At 65.4% G+C, this 16,320-nt stretch carries 18 protein-coding genes; 11 read left to right on the top strand and 7 right to left on the bottom strand.

Annotated features, from left to right (window positions below):
- Position 1 precedes the first annotated feature (1 nt).
- The 4 genes from AB7F41_RS01995 (at position 2) to AB7F41_RS02010 (ending at position 4,144) form a co-directional block, all read left to right on the top strand.
- Entirely contained in the window at positions 2-1,336 is a 1,335-nt protein-coding gene (locus AB7F41_RS01995; protein WP_428382645.1) for a TldD/PmbA family protein, read from the top strand.
- A 217-nt stretch (positions 1,337-1,553) separates the two neighbouring features.
- The gene (locus AB7F41_RS02000) at positions 1,554-2,540 is read left to right on the top strand and encodes an ABC transporter substrate-binding protein (protein WP_428382647.1); all 987 of its coding nucleotides are present in this window, start codon (positions 1,554-1,556) and stop codon (positions 2,538-2,540) included.
- A 45-nt stretch (positions 2,541-2,585) separates the two neighbouring features.
- A complete protein-coding gene (locus AB7F41_RS02005) occupies positions 2,586-3,350 on the top strand; it encodes an ABC transporter ATP-binding protein (protein WP_428382743.1) in 765 nt (254 codons plus the stop codon).
- Positions 3,347-4,144 carry an ABC transporter permease gene (locus tag AB7F41_RS02010; RefSeq protein ID WP_428382649.1) on the top strand — a complete coding sequence of 266 codons (798 nt, stop codon included), beginning with the start codon at positions 3,347-3,349 and terminating at the stop codon, positions 4,142-4,144. The genes AB7F41_RS02005 and AB7F41_RS02010 overlap by 4 nt, the downstream gene beginning before the upstream one ends.
- A 59-nt stretch (positions 4,145-4,203) precedes the next feature.
- Here the strand turns inward: AB7F41_RS02010 and AB7F41_RS02015 are convergent, their stop codons facing one another.
- Both AB7F41_RS02015 and AB7F41_RS02020 read right to left on the bottom strand, forming a co-directional pair.
- Positions 4,204-5,190 (bottom strand): tyrosine recombinase XerC, encoded by a 987-nt coding sequence (locus AB7F41_RS02015; protein WP_428382651.1) that lies wholly within the window; start codon positions 5,188-5,190, stop codon positions 4,204-4,206.
- 46 nt (positions 5,191-5,236) lie between these two features.
- Positions 5,237-5,560 carry a DUF1476 domain-containing protein gene (locus tag AB7F41_RS02020; protein ID WP_428382653.1) on the bottom strand — a complete coding sequence of 108 codons (324 nt, stop codon included), beginning with the start codon at positions 5,558-5,560 and terminating at the stop codon, positions 5,237-5,239.
- Positions 5,561-5,898: 338 nt separating this feature from the next.
- Here AB7F41_RS02020 and AB7F41_RS02025 point away from each other — a divergent pair, with 338 nt between their 5' ends.
- Both AB7F41_RS02025 and purC read left to right on the top strand, forming a co-directional pair.
- Complete coding sequence (locus AB7F41_RS02025) at positions 5,899-6,168, top strand: hypothetical protein (protein WP_428382655.1); 270 nt, start codon at positions 5,899-5,901, stop codon at positions 6,166-6,168.
- A gap of 382 nt (positions 6,169-6,550) precedes the next feature.
- On the top strand, positions 6,551-7,345 hold the full coding sequence (gene purC, locus AB7F41_RS02030) for a phosphoribosylaminoimidazolesuccinocarboxamide synthase (protein WP_428382656.1): 795 nt from the start codon (positions 6,551-6,553) through the stop codon (positions 7,343-7,345).
- Between the two features lie 93 nt (positions 7,346-7,438).
- On the opposite strand, the gene AB7F41_RS02035 is transcribed toward purC, so the two are convergent.
- Positions 7,439-8,554 (bottom strand): AI-2E family transporter, encoded by a 1,116-nt coding sequence (locus tag AB7F41_RS02035; protein ID WP_428382658.1) that lies wholly within the window; start codon positions 8,552-8,554, stop codon positions 7,439-7,441.
- Positions 8,555-8,731: 177 nt separating this feature from the next.
- On the opposite strand from AB7F41_RS02035, the gene purS reads away from it, so the two are divergent.
- On the top strand, positions 8,732-8,968 hold the full coding sequence (gene purS, locus AB7F41_RS02040; protein WP_428382660.1) for a phosphoribosylformylglycinamidine synthase subunit PurS: 237 nt from the start codon (positions 8,732-8,734) through the stop codon (positions 8,966-8,968).
- The gene (purQ, locus tag AB7F41_RS02045; RefSeq protein WP_428382662.1) at positions 8,968-9,657 is read left to right on the top strand and encodes a phosphoribosylformylglycinamidine synthase subunit PurQ; all 690 of its coding nucleotides are present in this window, start codon (positions 8,968-8,970) and stop codon (positions 9,655-9,657) included. Before purS ends, purQ begins: the two co-directional genes overlap by 1 nt.
- 24 nt (positions 9,658-9,681) lie before the next feature.
- On the opposite strand, the gene AB7F41_RS02050 is transcribed toward purQ, so the two are convergent.
- A complete protein-coding gene (locus tag AB7F41_RS02050) occupies positions 9,682-10,383 on the bottom strand; it encodes a winged helix-turn-helix transcriptional regulator (RefSeq protein ID WP_428382664.1) in 702 nt (233 codons plus the stop codon).
- 58 nt (positions 10,384-10,441) lie between these two features.
- Here AB7F41_RS02050 and AB7F41_RS02055 point away from each other — a divergent pair, with 58 nt between their 5' ends.
- The 3 genes from AB7F41_RS02055 to AB7F41_RS02065 are packed head-to-tail and all read left to right on the top strand — an operon-like array spanning position 10,442 to position 11,882.
- Positions 10,442-10,876, top strand: coding sequence for a VOC family protein (locus AB7F41_RS02055; protein WP_428382666.1), 435 nt, complete (start codon positions 10,442-10,444; stop codon positions 10,874-10,876).
- Positions 10,873-11,229, top strand: coding sequence for a DUF1428 domain-containing protein (locus AB7F41_RS02060; RefSeq protein WP_428382668.1), 357 nt, complete (start codon positions 10,873-10,875; stop codon positions 11,227-11,229). Before AB7F41_RS02055 ends, AB7F41_RS02060 begins: the two co-directional genes overlap by 4 nt.
- On the top strand, positions 11,229-11,882 hold the full coding sequence (locus AB7F41_RS02065) for a glutathione S-transferase family protein (protein ID WP_428382670.1): 654 nt from the start codon (positions 11,229-11,231) through the stop codon (positions 11,880-11,882). Before AB7F41_RS02060 ends, AB7F41_RS02065 begins: the two co-directional genes overlap by 1 nt.
- A gap of 1 nt (position 11,883) precedes the next feature.
- Here the strand turns inward: AB7F41_RS02065 and holA are convergent, their stop codons facing one another.
- Genes holA through leuS form a run of 3 tightly spaced genes read right to left on the bottom strand, consistent with a single transcriptional unit; the run spans position 11,884 to position 16,187 of the window.
- A complete protein-coding gene (gene holA / locus AB7F41_RS02070) occupies positions 11,884-12,912 on the bottom strand; it encodes a DNA polymerase III subunit delta (RefSeq protein ID WP_428382672.1) in 1,029 nt (342 codons plus the stop codon).
- 25 nt (positions 12,913-12,937) lie between these two features.
- Positions 12,938-13,564 carry a hypothetical protein gene (locus AB7F41_RS02075; RefSeq protein ID WP_428382674.1) on the bottom strand — a complete coding sequence of 209 codons (627 nt, stop codon included), beginning with the start codon at positions 13,562-13,564 and terminating at the stop codon, positions 12,938-12,940.
- On the bottom strand, positions 13,551-16,187 hold the full coding sequence (gene leuS, locus AB7F41_RS02080) for a leucine--tRNA ligase (protein WP_428382675.1): 2,637 nt from the start codon (positions 16,185-16,187) through the stop codon (positions 13,551-13,553). Before leuS ends, AB7F41_RS02075 begins: the two co-directional genes overlap by 14 nt.
- Between the last annotated feature and the right edge of the window lie 133 nt (positions 16,188-16,320).

Below are 16,320 nucleotides of genomic sequence, written 5' to 3' on the forward strand. Positions count from 1 at the left end.
CATGTTTCTGACCGCAGACGACGTCAAGGCGATCGCCGACAAGGTTCTCGCGCGCTCCAAGGCCGACGCCTGCACGGCGCAGATTCACGGCGGCCTGGACCAGAGCCTGCGGTTCGCGCGCGCCGGCGCCACCACGAATCTTGCGAGCGCCGAAGCGAATCTGCGCATCTCCTCGCACATCGGCGGGCGCATCGGCTCCTGCAGCGTCTCCCGTTTCGACGATGAGACGCTGGCCGCGGCGGTCACGCGCTCGGAAGAGATCGCGCGCATGCTGCCGGTCGATCCCGACTATGTCGCGCCGCTCGGCCCGCAGAATTACGGCTACTCCAACCGCTATGACGAAGCGACCGCCAATCTGCGCCTCGACGCGCTTGCCGACGCGGCGGCGCATGTCATCAAGGAGGGCGCGCGCATCGGCGTCGACACCTTCGGCTGCGCGACGACCGCAAAGCGGTTCGACGCCTTCGCGACCAGCGCCGGGCTCTTCGCCTATGAGCGGCGCAGCGAAATCGATCTTTCCGCCACCGCGCGCAACCGCGCCGACGCCTGGTCGGGCTGGGCGGCCGCGCATCAGTTCTTCGCGGACCGTCTCGACGCCGAGGCGATCGCGCGCGTCGCCTGCTTCAAAGGCGCGCATGACGCGACCCCGGTCGATCTCGACCCCGGCGCCTATACGGTCGTTCTCGAGCCCGAAGCGACGACCGAACTGGCGTTCTGGCTGATGCGGGCGATGGAGGCGCGCGCGGCCGACGAGGGCAGAAGCTTTTTCACGCGTCCCGGCGGCGGCGCGCTTTTGGGCGAGAGACTGTTCGACGAAAAGCTCTCGATCCGCGTCGATCCGGCCGATCCGCTGGCGCCGGAGGCCGCCGTCGGATTCGACGGCGTGCCGCATCGCGCGCGCGCCTTCGTCGAGAACGGCATCGTGACGACGCTCTACCGCTCCCGCGCCTGGGCGCAAAAGACCGCAGCCGAAGCGATCCCCTTTGCGCGCAATTTCGTCATGTCGGGCGGCGACGTTCCGATCGACGAGATGGTCCGCTCGGTGCGGCGCGGCGTGCTGGTGACGCGGCTCTGGTACACCAACATCGTCGAGCCGAAGAGCCTGCTGCTGACCGGGCTCACGCGCGACGGCAATTTCCTTATCGAGAACGGCCGCATCGTCGCCCCGATGCGCAACATGCGCTTCAATCAGCGGCTCGGCGATCTCTTCGCCAACATCAAGGCGCTCGGCCCGACGCGCCGGACCTGGCGGGCGGCCGGCGAAGGCGGCGCGCCGGCGGCGCCGGCGATGCTCGTCGAGGGCTTCCATTTCTCGTCGAAGTCGAGCGGGATTTAGGGCCTGCGCGCGTTCATGTATGATGCGCGTCGACGAAGACTTTCGTCACGCGAATCGCGGCGGCCCGCAATTGCGGCGCCGTCATCCCAGGCAGGCCGCAGGCTGATCGGGCAACGAGGCGTATTCAAACATACGGGCGCTTGCTCCGGACGCCCGATCGCTTCGCCTCGGCGCGGCGTCGGGAATGAGTTTCAAGCGGCCAGCCGGGAACAGCATCATGCGCCTCGTCGCCTTTCTCATCGCCCTCCTCATCGCGGCGCCCGCCGCCGCGCTCGACAAGGTGCGCTTCGCCACCAACTGGCGGGCGCAGGCCGAGCACGGCGGCTTCTATCAGGCGGTCGCTGACGGCACCTACGCCCGCTACGGGCTCGACGTCGCGATTCTGCAGGGCGGACCGCAGCTCAACGCGCGCCTGCTGCTCGCCGCAGGCCGCGTCGATTTCGCGATGGGCGCCAACACCATTCAAATGTTCGAATCGGCGCAGCAGAACGTGCCGATCGTCACCGTCGCGAGCATGTTCCAGGTCGACCCGGTGATTTTCATGTCGCATCCCGGCGCGGGTCTCGATCGCTTCGAAGATTTGCCCAAGGCGACGGCCTTCATCGCGAGCGACATGCGCGTTTCGGTGTGGCAATGGCTGAAACAGGCCTATGGCTTCAAGGACGCAAACGCGAAGCCCTACAGTTTCAACTCGGCGCCTTTCCTTGCCGACAAGACGTCGATTCAAGAGGGGATTCTGACGTCGGAGCCCTACGCCATCGAGCGTCAGGGCGGCTTCAAGCCGAACGTCTTTCTTTTGTCGGACTATGGCTACGACAGCTATTCGACGACGATCGACACGCGCGCCGTCACCATCGCCAAGACTCCCGATCTCGTGCAGCGCTTCGTCGACGCCTCGATCATCGGCTGGTACAATTATCTCTATGGCGACAACGCTCAGGCGAATGCGATGATCAAGCGCGACAATCCGGAGATGAACGACGGCCAGATCGCCTATTCCATCGCCACGATGAAAGCGCGCGGCGTCGTCGATTCCGGCGACGCGCTGACCCATGGCGTCGGCGTGATCACCGACGCGCGGATGAAAAGCTTTTTCGACAAGATGGCGAAGGCCGGCGTCGTCCCGGCCGATCTCGATTATGCGCGCGGCTATACGCTGCGCTTCATCGGCAAGAAGGTCGGCATGGAGCTGCGGCCGAAATGACGCCGGGGACGCGACATGAGCGCGCGTGACGTCGCGGATGCGCAAATGACGGCGCCGGCGCTTGTCGCTCTGCGCGACGTCGGCAAGACGTTTCCGAGCGGGCTCGTCGCCCTCGCTCATTACGACCTCGACGTGCGCGAAGGCGAGATCCTGACGCTGCTCGGACCGTCAGGCTGCGGCAAGTCGACGGTGCTGCGGCTGATCGCGGGCCTCGCAAGCCCGACCGCAGGGGCGATCGAGTGGAGCGCGCCTCAGATCAAGAACAATATCGGCTTCGTTTTTCAGGACGCGACGCTGCTGCCCTGGGCGAATGTTTTCGACAATGTCTATCTTCCGCTGCGGCTGAGCGGCGTCTCGCGGACGGCGGCGGCGCTGCGCGTCGAGGACGCGCTCGAGCATGTGGGGCTCCACAACTTTTCGCGCGCGCTGCCGCGCGAACTCTCAGGCGGCATGAAGATGCGCTGCGCCATCGCGCGCGCCCTGGTGACGCGGCCTGAACTGATCATGATGGACGAGCCGTTCGCCGCCCTCGACGAAGTCACCCGCTTCAAGCTCAACGACGATCTGCTCGCGCTGAAACGCCGCCTTGGCGCAACCATCGTCTTCGTCACCCATTCGGTGTTCGAGGCCGCCTATCTTTCGACGCGCATCGTGGTGATGTCGCGGCGCGCCGGACGAATCATCGATGAGATCGCGATCGATCCGGCGATCGAGCGCAACGACGACTTTCGGTCGAGCAAGACCTTCGCCGACGTGCGCCATCGGGCGTCGCAGGCGCTTCGCGTCTCGATCGAAGAGGCGGCCTCATGAGCCGGGAGCGACAATCGATCCAGTGGCGCGACGTCGGCGTGCCGCTCGCCGTCTTCTTTGCGGCGCTGGCGCTGTGGGAAGCGGTGGTGCGCTGGAAAAACATCCCGCCCTATATTCTCCCGGCGCCGAGCGTCATTCTCGCCAAGCTTGTCGAAGACCGCGAACTCCTGTTCTCGTCGCTGATGGTGACGCTCGGCGTCACCTTCGAGGCGCTCGTCGTCGCCACCGTCTGCGGCGTGGCGCTGGCGCTGCTCATCGCGCAGTCGAAATGGCTGGAGCGCGCGCTGCTGCCCTTCGCCATCACGCTGCAGGTGACGCCGATCATCGCCATCGCACCGCTGCTGCTGATCTATCTTTCGCCCGATCGGGCCGTGCTGGTCTGCGCCTTTCTCGTCGCCTTCTTTCCGATCCTGTCGAACACGTCGCTCGGCCTCGCCTCCGTCGATTTCGGCCTGCGCGATCTGTTCGACCTCTATCGCGCCTCGCCATGGCAGAAGCTGATCTATCTGCGGCTCCCGTCGGCGCTGCCGCAATTCCTCGCCGGTTTGCGCATCGGCGGCGGATTGGCGCTTATCGGCGCCATCGTCGCCGAACTCGCCGCCGGCGCCTCCGGTCAGGGAACCGGCCTCGCCTATCGGATCGTCGAGGCGGGATTCCGTCTCGACATTCCGCGCATGTTCGCCGCGCTCGCGCTCATTTCGCTGAGCGGCCTCGCGATCTATGGCGCGCTGGCCGCGCTGGCCCATGTGCTGCTGCGCGGCTGGCATGAAAGCGCGAGAGCGCAAGACGAATGACCGTCGTCTTGCGCGTCGAATGGGGAGGCTGACAGCCCGCCGCGCACGACAATTCGGGACTACTCGGCGCGCGGATGAGCCGATTTATAGGCGTCGAGGAGCCGCGCCGTGTCGACCGCCGTATAGATCTGGGTCGTCGAAAGCGAGGCGTGGCCGAGCAATTCCTGGATCGTGCGCAGATCGCCGCCGCGGCCGAGAAGATGCGTCGCGAAGGAATGGCGCAAGGCGTGCGGCGTCGCGCTTTCCGGCAGGCCGAGCGCGCCTCGCAGGCGCTGGACAGCGAGCTGAACGATGCGCGGCGACAGCGGGCCGCCGCGCGCGCCGACGAAGAGCGGCCCGCCGGCGAGGTCATAGGGACAGAGCGCGAGATAGGATTCGAGCGCTGCGCGAACCGGCGCGATCACCGGAACGGTCCGGCTTTTGCCGCCCTTCCCCAGAATCGTCACCCGGTCGACGGCGCCGACCGGCGCCTGCGCGCTCCCGATCGACAACGCCTCGGAAATCCGCAGCCCTGCGCCGTAGAGCAGCGCCAGCACGGCGGCGTCGCGGGCGATGACCCAGGGCTCGCGCGCCTCGCCCGCTCTCTGCTGCGGATCGACGACGTCGCGGGCGTCCGGAACGGTGAGCGCCTTGGGCAGGCTGTGCGGGCGCTTGGGCGGGCGCACCGCGCTGAAAACGTCGGTGCGGGCCAGGCCCTTCTTTTCGATCAAGCGCAGAAAGTTGCGGACGGCGGCGAGCGCCCGCAGCAGCGAGCGGCTTTCCAGACCGTCGCGGCGACGCCTGGCGAGAAAGGCGCGAAGATCGGCCGGCTGAAGAGACTTGAGCGCCGCGGCGTCGGGACGCGCCCCGAAATGATCGGTGAGAAACGCCAGAAATGCGGCGAGGTCCCGGGCGTAGGCGTCGATGGTGTGGCGCGAGGCGCGGCGTTCGCCGGCGAGATAGCGCAGCCACAGGGCCGCTTCTTCGGCGATCGCCGGCGCCGCCGGAAAATAGGCGGCGTCCGGAAGCGGCTTCTGTCGCGGCGCTTTAGGGGAAGAATCACGCATGAGCGAGATGATCGCTCGGAAAGGCTGAACAAACCGCGAAGCGCGATTACTCGCCCGCCTTGATCTCCGCCTTCGCCTTGGTCAGCATTTCGTCCATGGTCCGGCGGATCTGGTGCTCGGACTGGTTCACGCCGGCCGCCTCGAAATCCTTCTTGATCTGAGCCACGACTCGCTCATCCGCGTCTGCGGCGACTTCGGCCACGACCAGCGTCTCGGCGTAAGCCTGCGCCTCGGCGCTGGTCTTGCCGAGCTTTTCGGCCGCCCAGAGCCCGAGCAGCTTGTTGCGGCGCGCCTCGGCGCGAAACTGCAGCTCCTCATCATGGACAAAGCGTTTTTCGAAGGAGTCTTCACGCTGATCGAAAGTGCTCATGTCCATCCTCGGCCGGGTTGTTCTTTCGTGGGGCTGGCTGGCGCGGCGGCCTGTGCCGCATCGGCGTCGGCCCGATATAGGCGCATTCGCGCGCAAAGCCAATGCCGGACAGCGCCATCCTGGCAAAGGCCAAGCGCCCGGCTTCAGCCGATCGCGGACCGGCGCGCCGCGGCGATTCGCTGCGCGCGAACGCGCCGCAGTCGGGGCTCAGGGTTCGAGCGGGCGCCGGCCCCCGGCGCAAATAAAAATCGTGAGCGAGACCGCGCCGGCTCGCCAAAACTGTTGCAAATGATAGTGTTCGTCGTCCGATCGTCGGATCTGTTTTTAAGGAGTAATCGATGAAGAAATATGCAGTCGCCTTCATATTCGCCCTGGCGTTTACTTGGCCGGCGTGCGCCCAGAAAATGAATAGCGACGACCTCAAGTGGATCAATCAATGCATCAGCGACAACAAGGATGAAGAAGGCGGAACGCCCACTATTATACGCGCTTATTGCATTTGCATGAACGAGAAGATGGACGACAGCGAAACACGCTCCGTCACTCAATGGGAAAAGGCCAATCCCGAAGCCCGACAAGACTGCGAAAAACAGGCGGGGTGGAAGTAGAACGAACGGAAAGGCCGCCGCGGCGGCCTTTTTTCTTGGTCCCGCATCCTGGTTTCCGTCGTCGTCCCGCCTCGCGCAGGCGATCGGACGCCCGGAAGCGTCAAGAAATGCGCGGCGCGCGCCGGATGCCCAAATCGTGGGCGCGGGCGCGCAAGACGACAGGACAGACCCGCAAGCCGCGCCCCGCTCTCGGCCGGCGCCCGTCCGTCGCATTGTATCGCCTTTCCCATTGCGATAGAGTGCGATGTCGGCTTGTCACTGGCCGCCAAAGACGCTACGACCGCCCTATCCGCGGCCAGGGCGCGCGCCCGACGCCGCTCCCTGAGGGCCGCGCTGCAAGGCCGGCACGCGTTCACACTTCGGAGGAGCGACGACCCGCCAGATGGACTTTCTCAAGCCCCGGTTGATCCCAATGAACCGCCGACGCCGCATCTACGAGGGCAAGGCCAAGGTCCTTTATGAGGGACCGGAGCCCGGCACCTTGATTCAGCATTTCAAGGACGACGCCACGGCCTTCAATGCGAAGAAGCATGAGGTGATCGACGGCAAGGGCGTGCTCAACAACCGGATCTCCGAATATATCTTCCAGCATCTGAACAGCATCGGCGTGCCGACCCACTTCATCCGCCGGCTGAACATGCGCGAGCAGCTGATCCGCGAAGTCGAGATCATTCCGCTCGAAGTCGTCGTGCGCAATGTCGCGGCGGGCTCGCTCGCCAAGCGCCTCGGCATGGAAGAGGGCACGCAGCTGCCCCGCTCGATCATCGAATTTTACTATAAGAACGATGCGCTCGACGACCCGATGGTGTCCGAGGAGCATATCACCGCCTTCGGCTGGGCGACCCCCCAGGAGATCGACGACGTGATGGCGCTCGCCATCCGCGTCAACGATTTCCTGTCGGGCCTGTTCCTCGGCGTCGGCATTCGCCTCGTCGACTTCAAGATGGAATGCGGCAGGCTCTGGGAAGGCGACATGATGCGGATCGTCGTCGCCGACGAGATCTCGCCCGACAGCTGCCGGCTCTGGGACATGAAGTCGAACGACAAGCTCGACAAGGACCGCTTCCGGCGCGACATGGGCGGGCTGGTGGAGGCCTATACCGAGGTCGCGCGCCGGCTCGGCGTGATGCAGGAAAACGAGACCGTCCGCACCGGCGCGCCGAAACTGGTGCAGTAGCCGGCGCCGCCACGGCGCGGCGCGCGCGCCTCTGCGCGACGGGCGGCGCTGGCCCACCTGGCTGCACTTGGCTGCGCCGCGCCCGATTGGACGTCACCAGAACAGCCAGCGACGTTTTCCGCTCGGAACATTCCCTGCGTCGACGCCCGCCGCCGCCGTCTGGCGCGCGGGCGCCTCCGAACCCTGCGACATAAAAAAGCGCACTGTGGCGCCGATCGTCGCCGCCAGGGGCACGGCGATCAGAAGACCGATAAAGCCGAACAGCGAGCCGAAGGCGGCGATCGCGAACATCACCAGCAGCGGGCTGAGATTGACGCGCGCCCCGACGAGACGGGGCGTCAAGAAATTATCGTCAGCCAATTCTCCCACGACGAAGATCGCGACGATGATCGGAATCGAACTCCAGTCCGGCCAGAACTGAAGCAGCGCCACGCTCACGGACAGAACGACGCCGGTCAGCACGCCCAGATAAGGAATGAAGCTGATCAGGCCGGCGGCGACGCCGATCAGATAGGCGTGATTGAGCCCCATCAATTCCAGCGCCACCGCATAATACGCAGCGAGAATGAGACAAATGATTCCCTGGCCGCGCAGAAAGACGCCGATCGTCTCATGGACCTCGCGCGCCAGGGCCCGCACGGTCTCCTGCTGCGCCGCGGGAATGAGCCTGTCGACCGCCGCGATGATCTGGTCCCAATCGATAAGCAAATAGAAGGTGACGATCGGAACGACGACGAGCAGCGAGAAGATCGACGCCAATGCGCGACCGTCCGACCACAGCTTGCGCAACAGATTCGCGCTGAGATGGGCGCCGAGCGTCGTCAGTTCTCCTGTCGACTGTCGCGCTTCGCTCAGCCCTTCGTTGATGATCTGGCGCATCCAGGGCCGGCTCGGATCGGTCGCCATGGCTTGCAGTTGCGCGAGATAGCCGGGCAGCTTCTCGATGAGCAGCGCGACCTCCTCAACGACGATCGGCGTGAGCGTGACGGTCAACGCGATCATGGCGGCGTAGAACAGACCGATGATTCCGAGCGCCGCGACGCCTCGGCCGAATCCGAGCCGCTCGAGTCGCGTGACAAGCGGGTCGAGGAGATAGGCGAGGACGATCCCGACCAGGAAAGGCGTCAGGATCTCGCGCAACAGGACGAATGTCGCGGCGGCGATCCCCAGCGTCGCCATCCAGAAAAGCATTGGCCGTTGAAAATTCATGGCTCGATCTTATCCCCACAATGCGATCAGGCAATGATCGGACGCGCGGATGCGCCGACGCAACGCAAATCGCAGCCTGGCGGAAACCGATGGCGATCTGGTGAACATTTCGGAGAAATGAGATTGCGTGTTTGCGCCGCTACCACTAACAGTTTCCCATCGATCCTGGGAAAGCCTATGAAAGCCCGCGTCGTCGTCACTCTCAAAACCGGCATCCTCGATCCGCAGGGCAAGGCGATCGAAGGCGCGCTGAAATCGCTCGGCGTCGAAGGCGTCGCAAGCGTCCGGCAGGGCAAGGTGTTCGACGTGGAGATCGCGGGCGCAGACGCGACTGCCGCCAAGGCGCAGTTGCAAGCCGCCTGCGAGAAACTCCTCGCCAACACGGTGATCGAAAACTACCAGATCGATCTCTGATGAAAGCCGCCGTCGTCGTTTTCCCGGGCTCCAATCGCGAAGGCGACATGGCGCGCGCGCTGAAGCTGGCGACGGGCCGGCAGCCGTCGATGCTCTGGCACGCCGATCATGAATTGCCCGCCGGGACTGACCTCGTCGTCCTGCCCGGCGGCTTCTCTTATGGCGACTATCTGCGCTGCGGCGCCATCGCCGGCCGCGCCGCCATCATGGACGCCGTGCGCGCGCATGCGGCGCGCGGCGGACTGGTGCTCGGCGTCTGCAACGGCTTCCAGATTCTGTGCGAAAGCGGGCTTCTGCCGGGCGTGCTGATGCGCAACGCCAATCTGCGCTTCGTCTGTCGGATGCAGCATCTCACGGTCGAGCGCAACGACACCGCGTTCACCCGGCATTACGCCAAGGGCCAGACGATCGAAGTCTGCATCGCCCATGGCGAAGGCAATTACGAAGCCGACGATGCGACGATCGAGCGGCTGGAGGGCGAAGGCCTCGTCGCGTTTCGTTATTGCGATTCAGCGGGCAATGTCGGCGGCGACTCCAATCCCAACGGTTCGCGCAACGACATCGCCGGCGTCTATTCCAACGTGCGCAATGTGCTCGGCCTGATGCCGCATCCCGAGAATCTCATCGATCCGCTCGTCGGCGGAACCGACGGCCGCGGACTGTTCGATAGCCTCGCCGACGCGGCCTGATTCAAACCCGCCATCACGCGATTCTCAGATCTTCGGCGGCAACGGAAAGAGGCCGGCGAAGCGCTCCGCAAGGGCGCGATCGCCCTCGACCGCAAGCGCCTTCTTCGCCTCCAGCGCCGCGAGCGGGGCGCCGCCATAGACGGCCGCGGCGATCGCCGTCGCCGGCCCGGCGAAGACGACGTCGGCGCCGTCCGACGCTTGCCGCGCGGCGTCGCATTTGCCGCTATGGATGCGCACAAGAAACGTCTCGTCGCCGATGCGAAAGCCGATCCGCGCGTTCAATCCTTTCGCCCGACGCTCGTCGAACATGGTCTTGAACGACAGCATCAGCGAGGCCGCGCTTAACGCCAGCGTCGGGTCATGCGAAGGCGAACGCGCCGCCCAGCGGCCGAGGACGCCCAAAACCGGCTCGATCTCATAGCCCCAGGGCGTCAATTCATAGACCTGGCTCGCCGCCGGCGGCGGCAGCCGGCGCCGCTGCAACGCGCCGATGGCCTCCAGCCGCTCCAGCCGCTGCGTCAGCACATTGGCGCTGATTCCGGGAAGGTCGGCGCGCAGATCGCTAAATCGTTTCGGGCCGAACATCAGTTCGCGCATCACCAGCAGCGCCCAGCGCTCGCCAATCAAATCAAGCGCATGCGCCGCGCCGCAGGCGTCGTCGTAGCTGCGCGCACCTGACGCATTCTTTGCGTCCCGCGAATTTTTAGTTATTTTTTCTAACTTCATTGTTGTATTTTATAACTTATGCGGTAGGGTCGACAACGGCTGATTTGAGGGAGCGTCCATGTCCAAGCTCATCTTCATCAATCTTCCGGTCGCCGATCTGCCCAGGGCGACCGCCTTCTACGAGTCGGTCGGGGCCAGGAAGAACCCGCAGTTCTCCGATCACACAGCTTCCTGCCTGGTCTTCTCCGACACAATCCATGCGATGCTTCTGACGCATGAAAAATTCCGGCAGTTCACCACGAAGAACATCGCCGACGCGCATGCGAGCGCCGAAGTTCTGATCTGTATTTCGGCCGACAGCCGCGACGACGTCGACGCCATCGTCGACAAGGCGACGCGCGCCGGCGGCGCGGCGGATCCGACGCCGACCCAGGATTTCGGCTTCATGTATGGCCGCAGCTTCGAAGATCTCGACGGGCATATCTGGGAGATTATGTGGATGGACGCCGAGGCGGCGTCAAAGGCATGCCAAGGAGAAGGGGCGGCGCAATGAGCTATGTCGACGGCTTCGTGATCCCCGTGCCCGAGGAAAACAAGGACGCCTATCGGGAAATGGCGGCCCGGGCCTGGCCGATATTCAAGGGCTTCGGCGCATTGCAGCTTGTCGAATGCTGGGGCGTCGACATTCCGGACGGCAAGCTCACCGACTTCAAACGCGCCGTCGCGGCGCAAGCCGGCGAGCAGACGGTGTTTTCCTGGATCGTCTGGCCGTCGAAGGAGATTCGCGACGCCGCCCATAAGAAAATGTACGACGATGAGCGCATGAAGTCGCTCGGCGACATGCCCTTCGACGGCAAACGCATGATCTTCGGCGGCTTCGAGCCTTTGCTTGATGAGAGAGCGTGATGACGCTGACGCTCTACGGCCATCCATTTTCATCCTATACGCAAAAGGCGCTCATCGCGCTTTATGAGCACGACGCCGCTTTCCAGTTCCGCTCGCTCGAAGATGAGCAGGCGAAATCGGAATGGCGCGCGCTCTGGCCGATCAGCCGCATGCCGCTTCTGCTCGACGATGGGCGCAGCGTCATGGAGGCAAGCGTCATCGTCGAATATCTCGACCTTCGCTACGCCGGCCCGACGCGTCTTCTGCCGCGCGATCCGAACACAGCGATCGACGTCCGCTTCATGGATCGGTTTTTCGACAATTACGTCATGACGCCGATGCAGAAGATTGTGCTCGATTCGCTGCGCGCGCACGACGATCGCGACGCGTTTGGCGTCGCCGATGCGCGCCGCGCGCTCACAACCGCCTATGGCTGGCTGAACGACAGGATGAAGGATCGCGCGTGGGCGGCGGGAGAAGGGTTCTCGCTTGCCGATTGCGCGGCCGCCCCGGCCCTCTTCTACGCCGATTGGGCGCATCGGATCGATGACGCCTTCCCGCATGTGAACGCCTATCGAAGCCGCCTGCTGGCGCGACCGTCGTTCGCGCGCGCCGTCGACGAAGCGAGGCCCTATCGCGCCTATTTTCCGCTCGGCGCGCCGGATCGGGACTGAACTAAGCGCGCGCGCCGGCTTTGGCGACATTCCACAACGCGCGCTCGGCCTCCATCCGCGCCGCGGCGGCGTTGGCCCGGGCCCGCGTCTGCGCGGCGCGCAGCGGCTCGATCAGCGCGCCGAGACGCGCAGAGGACCAGTTCTTGAGCTGCTCCTCCATCAGCGCGCGATGCATGAAGCCGAAGCCCGCGCGCATCAGCGCCGAGACGCCGGCGTCCGGACGTCCGCCCTCCCGCTCCACGCCGAAACGGGCGCGCTGCAGCGCCACGGCGTAGCGCAGCGCGCCGATGAGCAGCTGCTGCGGATCGCCATCCTGCGCGAAATAGGCGTCAAGCGCTGCGCCGATGTCCGCCCTGCCCCCGAACGCCGCCGTCACGACGCGATCCGACGCAATGTTCGAGGCGTGCGCGACGATCGCTTCGACGTCCTTGGCCTCGACATGCTCGCGGCCATGCATATAGAGCGCGAGCTTTGAAAGTTCGGCGCGGCTCATCAGCCGGTCCTCTCCGAGCGCGCCCAGCAGCAGGCTGCGCGCCTCGGGACTCGCGACCAGGCCGGCCTCGCGCAGGCTGCGATCGATCAGCGCCTGCAGATCCGCTTCCGCGTCCGGCTGGCACTCGATCGCCGCGCCCTGCTTGGCGCCCTCGACCAGCTTGCGCAGCGGCGAGTCGCGCCTGAGCGCGCCGGCGGTGAGCACCACCGTGCAATGCGCCGGCGGCGCGGCGATGAGCGAAGTGAGGGCCGGAAGCACCGATTTCGCGCCGGTCTCAACGAGGATGGCGCGCCGTCCGCCGAACAGCGGCGTGGTGTTCGCCTCGTCGAGCAGCGCCAGCGGGTCGGAGGCGACCGCATCGCCGCTCATCACGACGAACTGGAACGGATCGCGGCGGTCATCGACCCGCTTTTCGACGAGCGCAAGCGCGCGTTCGCGCACCATGCCCGCGTCCGAGCCGAAGACGAGGAACAGAAAAGCGCTGTCCGGCGGCGCGGCGACGAAGCGTTCGGCGTCACGACTCCTGACCGCCGTCATGACGCCCTATCGTCCGCCGCTCCGGTCAATTGGGAAGGACGGGCGGCGGGCCGGAGGCGAGGCGCGCGGCGAGCACGGTGGCGATTCGGGTGCGGATCGAATCGGCGATGACCCGCGCGTTGCGAATCTCCGCGTCGCGGGCGGCGCGCACATTGGAGAAACGGTTCGAGAAGCGGTCGTAGCTCGCGACGTTGAAGGCGACGCCCTTGGTGATTTCGACCTCCTCGGGGAGAGTCACCAGCCGGTATTCGGCGTCGACGATCACCGTCGCCGACGTGGCGCGGCCGGTCACCGTGTCCAGAATCGGCGTCTGCACGCGTTCGCGCAGGACGACCATCAGCCGGTAGCGCGGCGGCGGCTGCGAGCCGGTGCCGTTCAGGCCGAAGATCAGATCGTTTCGGACGTAATGGCCGCTCCGCTGCGGAATTTCGTCGACGGCGATCGCCTGCAGCTCCGCCGCGAGCGGCGACGAGTCGAACCCTATGCCCGCCGGGGCGTAGAGCGGCTGGAGACAGCCAGCGAGCGGGAGGGCGAGCAGCGTCCCGCAGAGGACCGCCGCGCGCCGAAACGAGGCGGCCGGCCGCCGGCGATCGGCGGCGGAGCGACTCGCGCCCGTCGACCTGCCGAGCGCCGCTTTCCTAAACGACCACATTGACGATCCTTTTCGGGACGAGAATGAACTTCTTGAGCGGCTTGCCTTCCATGGCGCGCTGAACCCCATCTTGCGCCAAAGCCTCTTTGCGAATCGTTTCCTCGTCGGCGTCATGCGCGACAAGAATTTCGGCGCGCTTTCTGCCGTTGACCTGAACCGGCAGGCTTATCATCTCCTGAGCCACCAGGGTAGGATCGGCCGCCGGCCACGGCGCCTCAACAACCAAGCCTTTGTGGCCCAAATCAGCCCAGCACTCCTCGGCGACATGCGGCGTCATCGGCGCGACGAGGCGAATGAGCGCGTCCGCCGCCTCGCGGAAGGCGAAGGCGAGATCAGCGGGAACCGGCGTTTCGGTCACGGCGTCGAGCGCGCTGGTCAGCTCATTGGCGAATTCGCGGATGCGCGCGATGGCGCTGTTGAAGCGCAGCCGCTCGATGTTTTCGCTCGCCTGCGCGATCGAACGATGCGTCGCCTTGCGGACGGCCAGCGCGAGATCGTGAAACGCCGCAGGCGGCTCGGCCCCGACGGGCGCCGCGACCCGCCCCAATTCGCCGGTCAGCCGCCAGAGGCGCTGAATGAACCGCCATGCGCCCTGCGCCCCCTCGTCCGACCAGATGACGTCGCGATCGGGCGGGCTGTCGGACAGAACGAACAGCCGCGCCGTATCGGCGCCATAGCTCGCGACGATGTCGTCGGGGTCGACCGTGTTCTTTTTCGACTTCGACATTTTTTCGATCGGGCCGATGTCGATCTCTACGTCGCCGTCGACGAGGAAGGCGCGGCGGCCGCCGTCCCTGGCCTCGATCCGCACCTGGTAAGGCGCGACCCACTGGCCGTCGGGCGCGCGATAGGTCTCATGCACGACCATGCCCTGGGTGAAGAGTCCCGCGAAGGGCTCCGCCGCCGCGGCATGGCCGCTGTCGCGCATGGCGCGGGCGAAGAAGCGCGAATAGAGCAGATGCAAGATCGCGTGCTCGATGCCGCCGATATATTGGTCGACCGGCAGCCAGCGCGCGAGCGCCGCGGCGCTCGCCGGCGCCGTTTCATTCTGCGGGTCGGCGAAGCGCGCATAATACCAGGACGAGTCGACGAAGGTGTCCATCGTGTCGGTCTCCCGCCGCGCCGGCGCGCCGCAGGAGGGACAGGGAACGTTCTTCCAGCTCGGATGGCGATCGAGCGGATTGCCGGGCAGATCGAAGGAGACGTCCTCCGGCAGCTTCACCGGCAGATCGGCCTCCGGAACGGGAACCGGACCGCAGGTCTCGCAATGGATGATCGGGATCGGGCAGCCCCAATAGCGCTGGCGCGAAATGCCCCAGTCGCGCAGTTTGAAATTCACCTTGCGCGCGCCCTGCGGCCGGTTGAACAGCGCGGTCGTCGTCAGGCGGTTGGCGATGTCCTCCTTGGCCTGCGGCACGGCGAGCCCGTCGAGAAACCTGGAATTCACCAGCCTGCCGTCGCTCTCGAAGGCTTCGCCGCTTTGAGCGATCCGCTGCTCGAGCGCATCCGGCGCGACATCGTCCGGGCAGACCACGACCGTGAAGCCGAGGCCATATCTGGTCGCGAAATCCAGGTCGCGCTGGTCATGCGCCGGACAGCCGAAGATCGCTCCCGTGCCGTAATCCATCAGGATGAAATTCGCGACATAGACCGGCAGCGTCCAGTTCGGATCAAACGGATGGACGACGCGCAGGCCCGTGTCATAGCCCTTCTTCTCGGCGGTCTCGATCGCCTCGGCGGAGGTCGCGCCGCGCCGACATTCCTCGGCGAAGGCGGCGAGCGAAGGATCCGTCTCGGCCGCCGCTTTCGCCAGCGGATGGTCGGCGGCGAGCGCGACGAATTTCGCGCCAAACAGCGTATCGGCGCGGGTGGTGAAGACTTCGATCTCGCGCGTCTCTCCCTGCGGCGCGGCGAGCGCGAAGCGCACGAGCATGCCTTCCGAGCGCCCGATCCAATTGCGCTGCATGAGGCGCACCTTGTCGGGCCAGCGATCGAGATCGTCGAGCGCCGAAAGCAGTTCGTCCGAATAGGAGGTGATCTTGAAGAACCATTGCGTCAGTTCGCGCTGCTCGACGAGCGCGCCCGAACGCCAGCCGCGGCCGTCGATGACCTGCTCATTGGCGAGCACGGTCATGTCGACAGGATCCCAGTTCACCTTCGACTTCTTGCGGTCGACGATGCCGGCTTTGAGGAAATCGAGAAACAGCTTCTGCTGATGCTTGTAATATTCGGGATCGCAGGTCGCGATCTCGCGCGACCAGTCGAGCGACAGGCCCAGCGTTTTAAGCTGCGCGCGCATGGCGGCGATGTTGGCGTAGGTCCATTGCGCAGGATGCGCGCCGGTCTGCGCGGCGGCGTTTTCGGCGGGAAGGCCGAACGCGTCCCATCCCATCGGATGCAGGACGTCGAAGCCCTTGGCGCGCATGAAGCGCGCAATGACGTCGCCCATCGAGTAATTGCGCACATGGCCCATGTGCAGCCGGCCCGAGGGATAGGGAAACATCTCGAGCACGTAATATTTGGGCTCGTCCGGCCGATCGCCCGCCTTAAAAGACTGTTTTTCTTCCCAGATCTTTTGCCAGCGCGGCTCCGCCTCGGCAAAATTATAGCGTTCGGGTCTCATCTGGCTGGCGCGTCCGGTGGAAAGGCTTGCTGGATTGCGCCTCTAATGCCGGGCGGTCAGGGGGATGTCAAAGGGCGGACGGTCGTCGGCCGAATCTTGGAAGAAGCCCTGGAATGAGCCTTTGGAAGGAGCC

The organism is Methylocystis sp., assembly GCF_050251305.1.
Lineage (GTDB): Bacteria > Pseudomonadota > Alphaproteobacteria > Rhizobiales > Beijerinckiaceae > Methylocystis.

What these genes read in the sequence shown, in the direction of transcription:
- AB7F41_RS02020 (WP_428382653.1), bottom strand. Translation starts at nt 5,560, where the DNA reads ATGAGCACTTTCGATCAGCGTGAAGACTCCTTCGAAAAACGCTTTGTC.
- AB7F41_RS02050 (WP_428382664.1), bottom strand. Translation starts at nt 10,383, where the DNA reads ATGAAGTTAGAAAAAATAACTAAAAATTCGCGGGACGCAAAGAATGCG.
- AB7F41_RS01995 (WP_428382645.1), top strand. Translation starts at nt 2, where the DNA reads ATGTTTCTGACCGCAGACGACGTCAAGGCGATCGCCGACAAGGTTCTC.
- AB7F41_RS02065 (WP_428382670.1), top strand. Translation starts at nt 11,229, where the DNA reads ATGACGCTGACGCTCTACGGCCATCCATTTTCATCCTATACGCAAAAG.
- leuS (WP_428382675.1), bottom strand. Translation starts at nt 16,187, where the DNA reads ATGAGACCCGAACGCTATAATTTTGCCGAGGCGGAGCCGCGCTGGCAA.
- AB7F41_RS02010 (WP_428382649.1), top strand. Translation starts at nt 3,347, where the DNA reads ATGAGCCGGGAGCGACAATCGATCCAGTGGCGCGACGTCGGCGTGCCG.
- AB7F41_RS02060 (WP_428382668.1), top strand. Translation starts at nt 10,873, where the DNA reads ATGAGCTATGTCGACGGCTTCGTGATCCCCGTGCCCGAGGAAAACAAG.
- AB7F41_RS02035 (WP_428382658.1), bottom strand. Translation starts at nt 8,554, where the DNA reads ATGAATTTTCAACGGCCAATGCTTTTCTGGATGGCGACGCTGGGGATC.
- purQ (WP_428382662.1), top strand. Translation starts at nt 8,968, where the DNA reads ATGAAAGCCGCCGTCGTCGTTTTCCCGGGCTCCAATCGCGAAGGCGAC.
- holA (WP_428382672.1), bottom strand. Translation starts at nt 12,912, where the DNA reads ATGACGGCGGTCAGGAGTCGTGACGCCGAACGCTTCGTCGCCGCGCCG.
- AB7F41_RS02000 (WP_428382647.1), top strand. Translation starts at nt 1,554, where the DNA reads ATGCGCCTCGTCGCCTTTCTCATCGCCCTCCTCATCGCGGCGCCCGCC.
- purS (WP_428382660.1), top strand. Translation starts at nt 8,732, where the DNA reads ATGAAAGCCCGCGTCGTCGTCACTCTCAAAACCGGCATCCTCGATCCG.
- AB7F41_RS02055 (WP_428382666.1), top strand. Translation starts at nt 10,442, where the DNA reads ATGTCCAAGCTCATCTTCATCAATCTTCCGGTCGCCGATCTGCCCAGG.
- AB7F41_RS02075 (WP_428382674.1), bottom strand. Translation starts at nt 13,564, where the DNA reads ATGTGGTCGTTTAGGAAAGCGGCGCTCGGCAGGTCGACGGGCGCGAGT.
- AB7F41_RS02015 (WP_428382651.1), bottom strand. Translation starts at nt 5,190, where the DNA reads ATGCGTGATTCTTCCCCTAAAGCGCCGCGACAGAAGCCGCTTCCGGAC.
- AB7F41_RS02025 (WP_428382655.1), top strand. Translation starts at nt 5,899, where the DNA reads ATGAAGAAATATGCAGTCGCCTTCATATTCGCCCTGGCGTTTACTTGG.
- purC (WP_428382656.1), top strand. Translation starts at nt 6,551, where the DNA reads ATGGACTTTCTCAAGCCCCGGTTGATCCCAATGAACCGCCGACGCCGC.
- AB7F41_RS02005 (WP_428382743.1), top strand. Translation starts at nt 2,586, where the DNA reads ATGACGGCGCCGGCGCTTGTCGCTCTGCGCGACGTCGGCAAGACGTTT.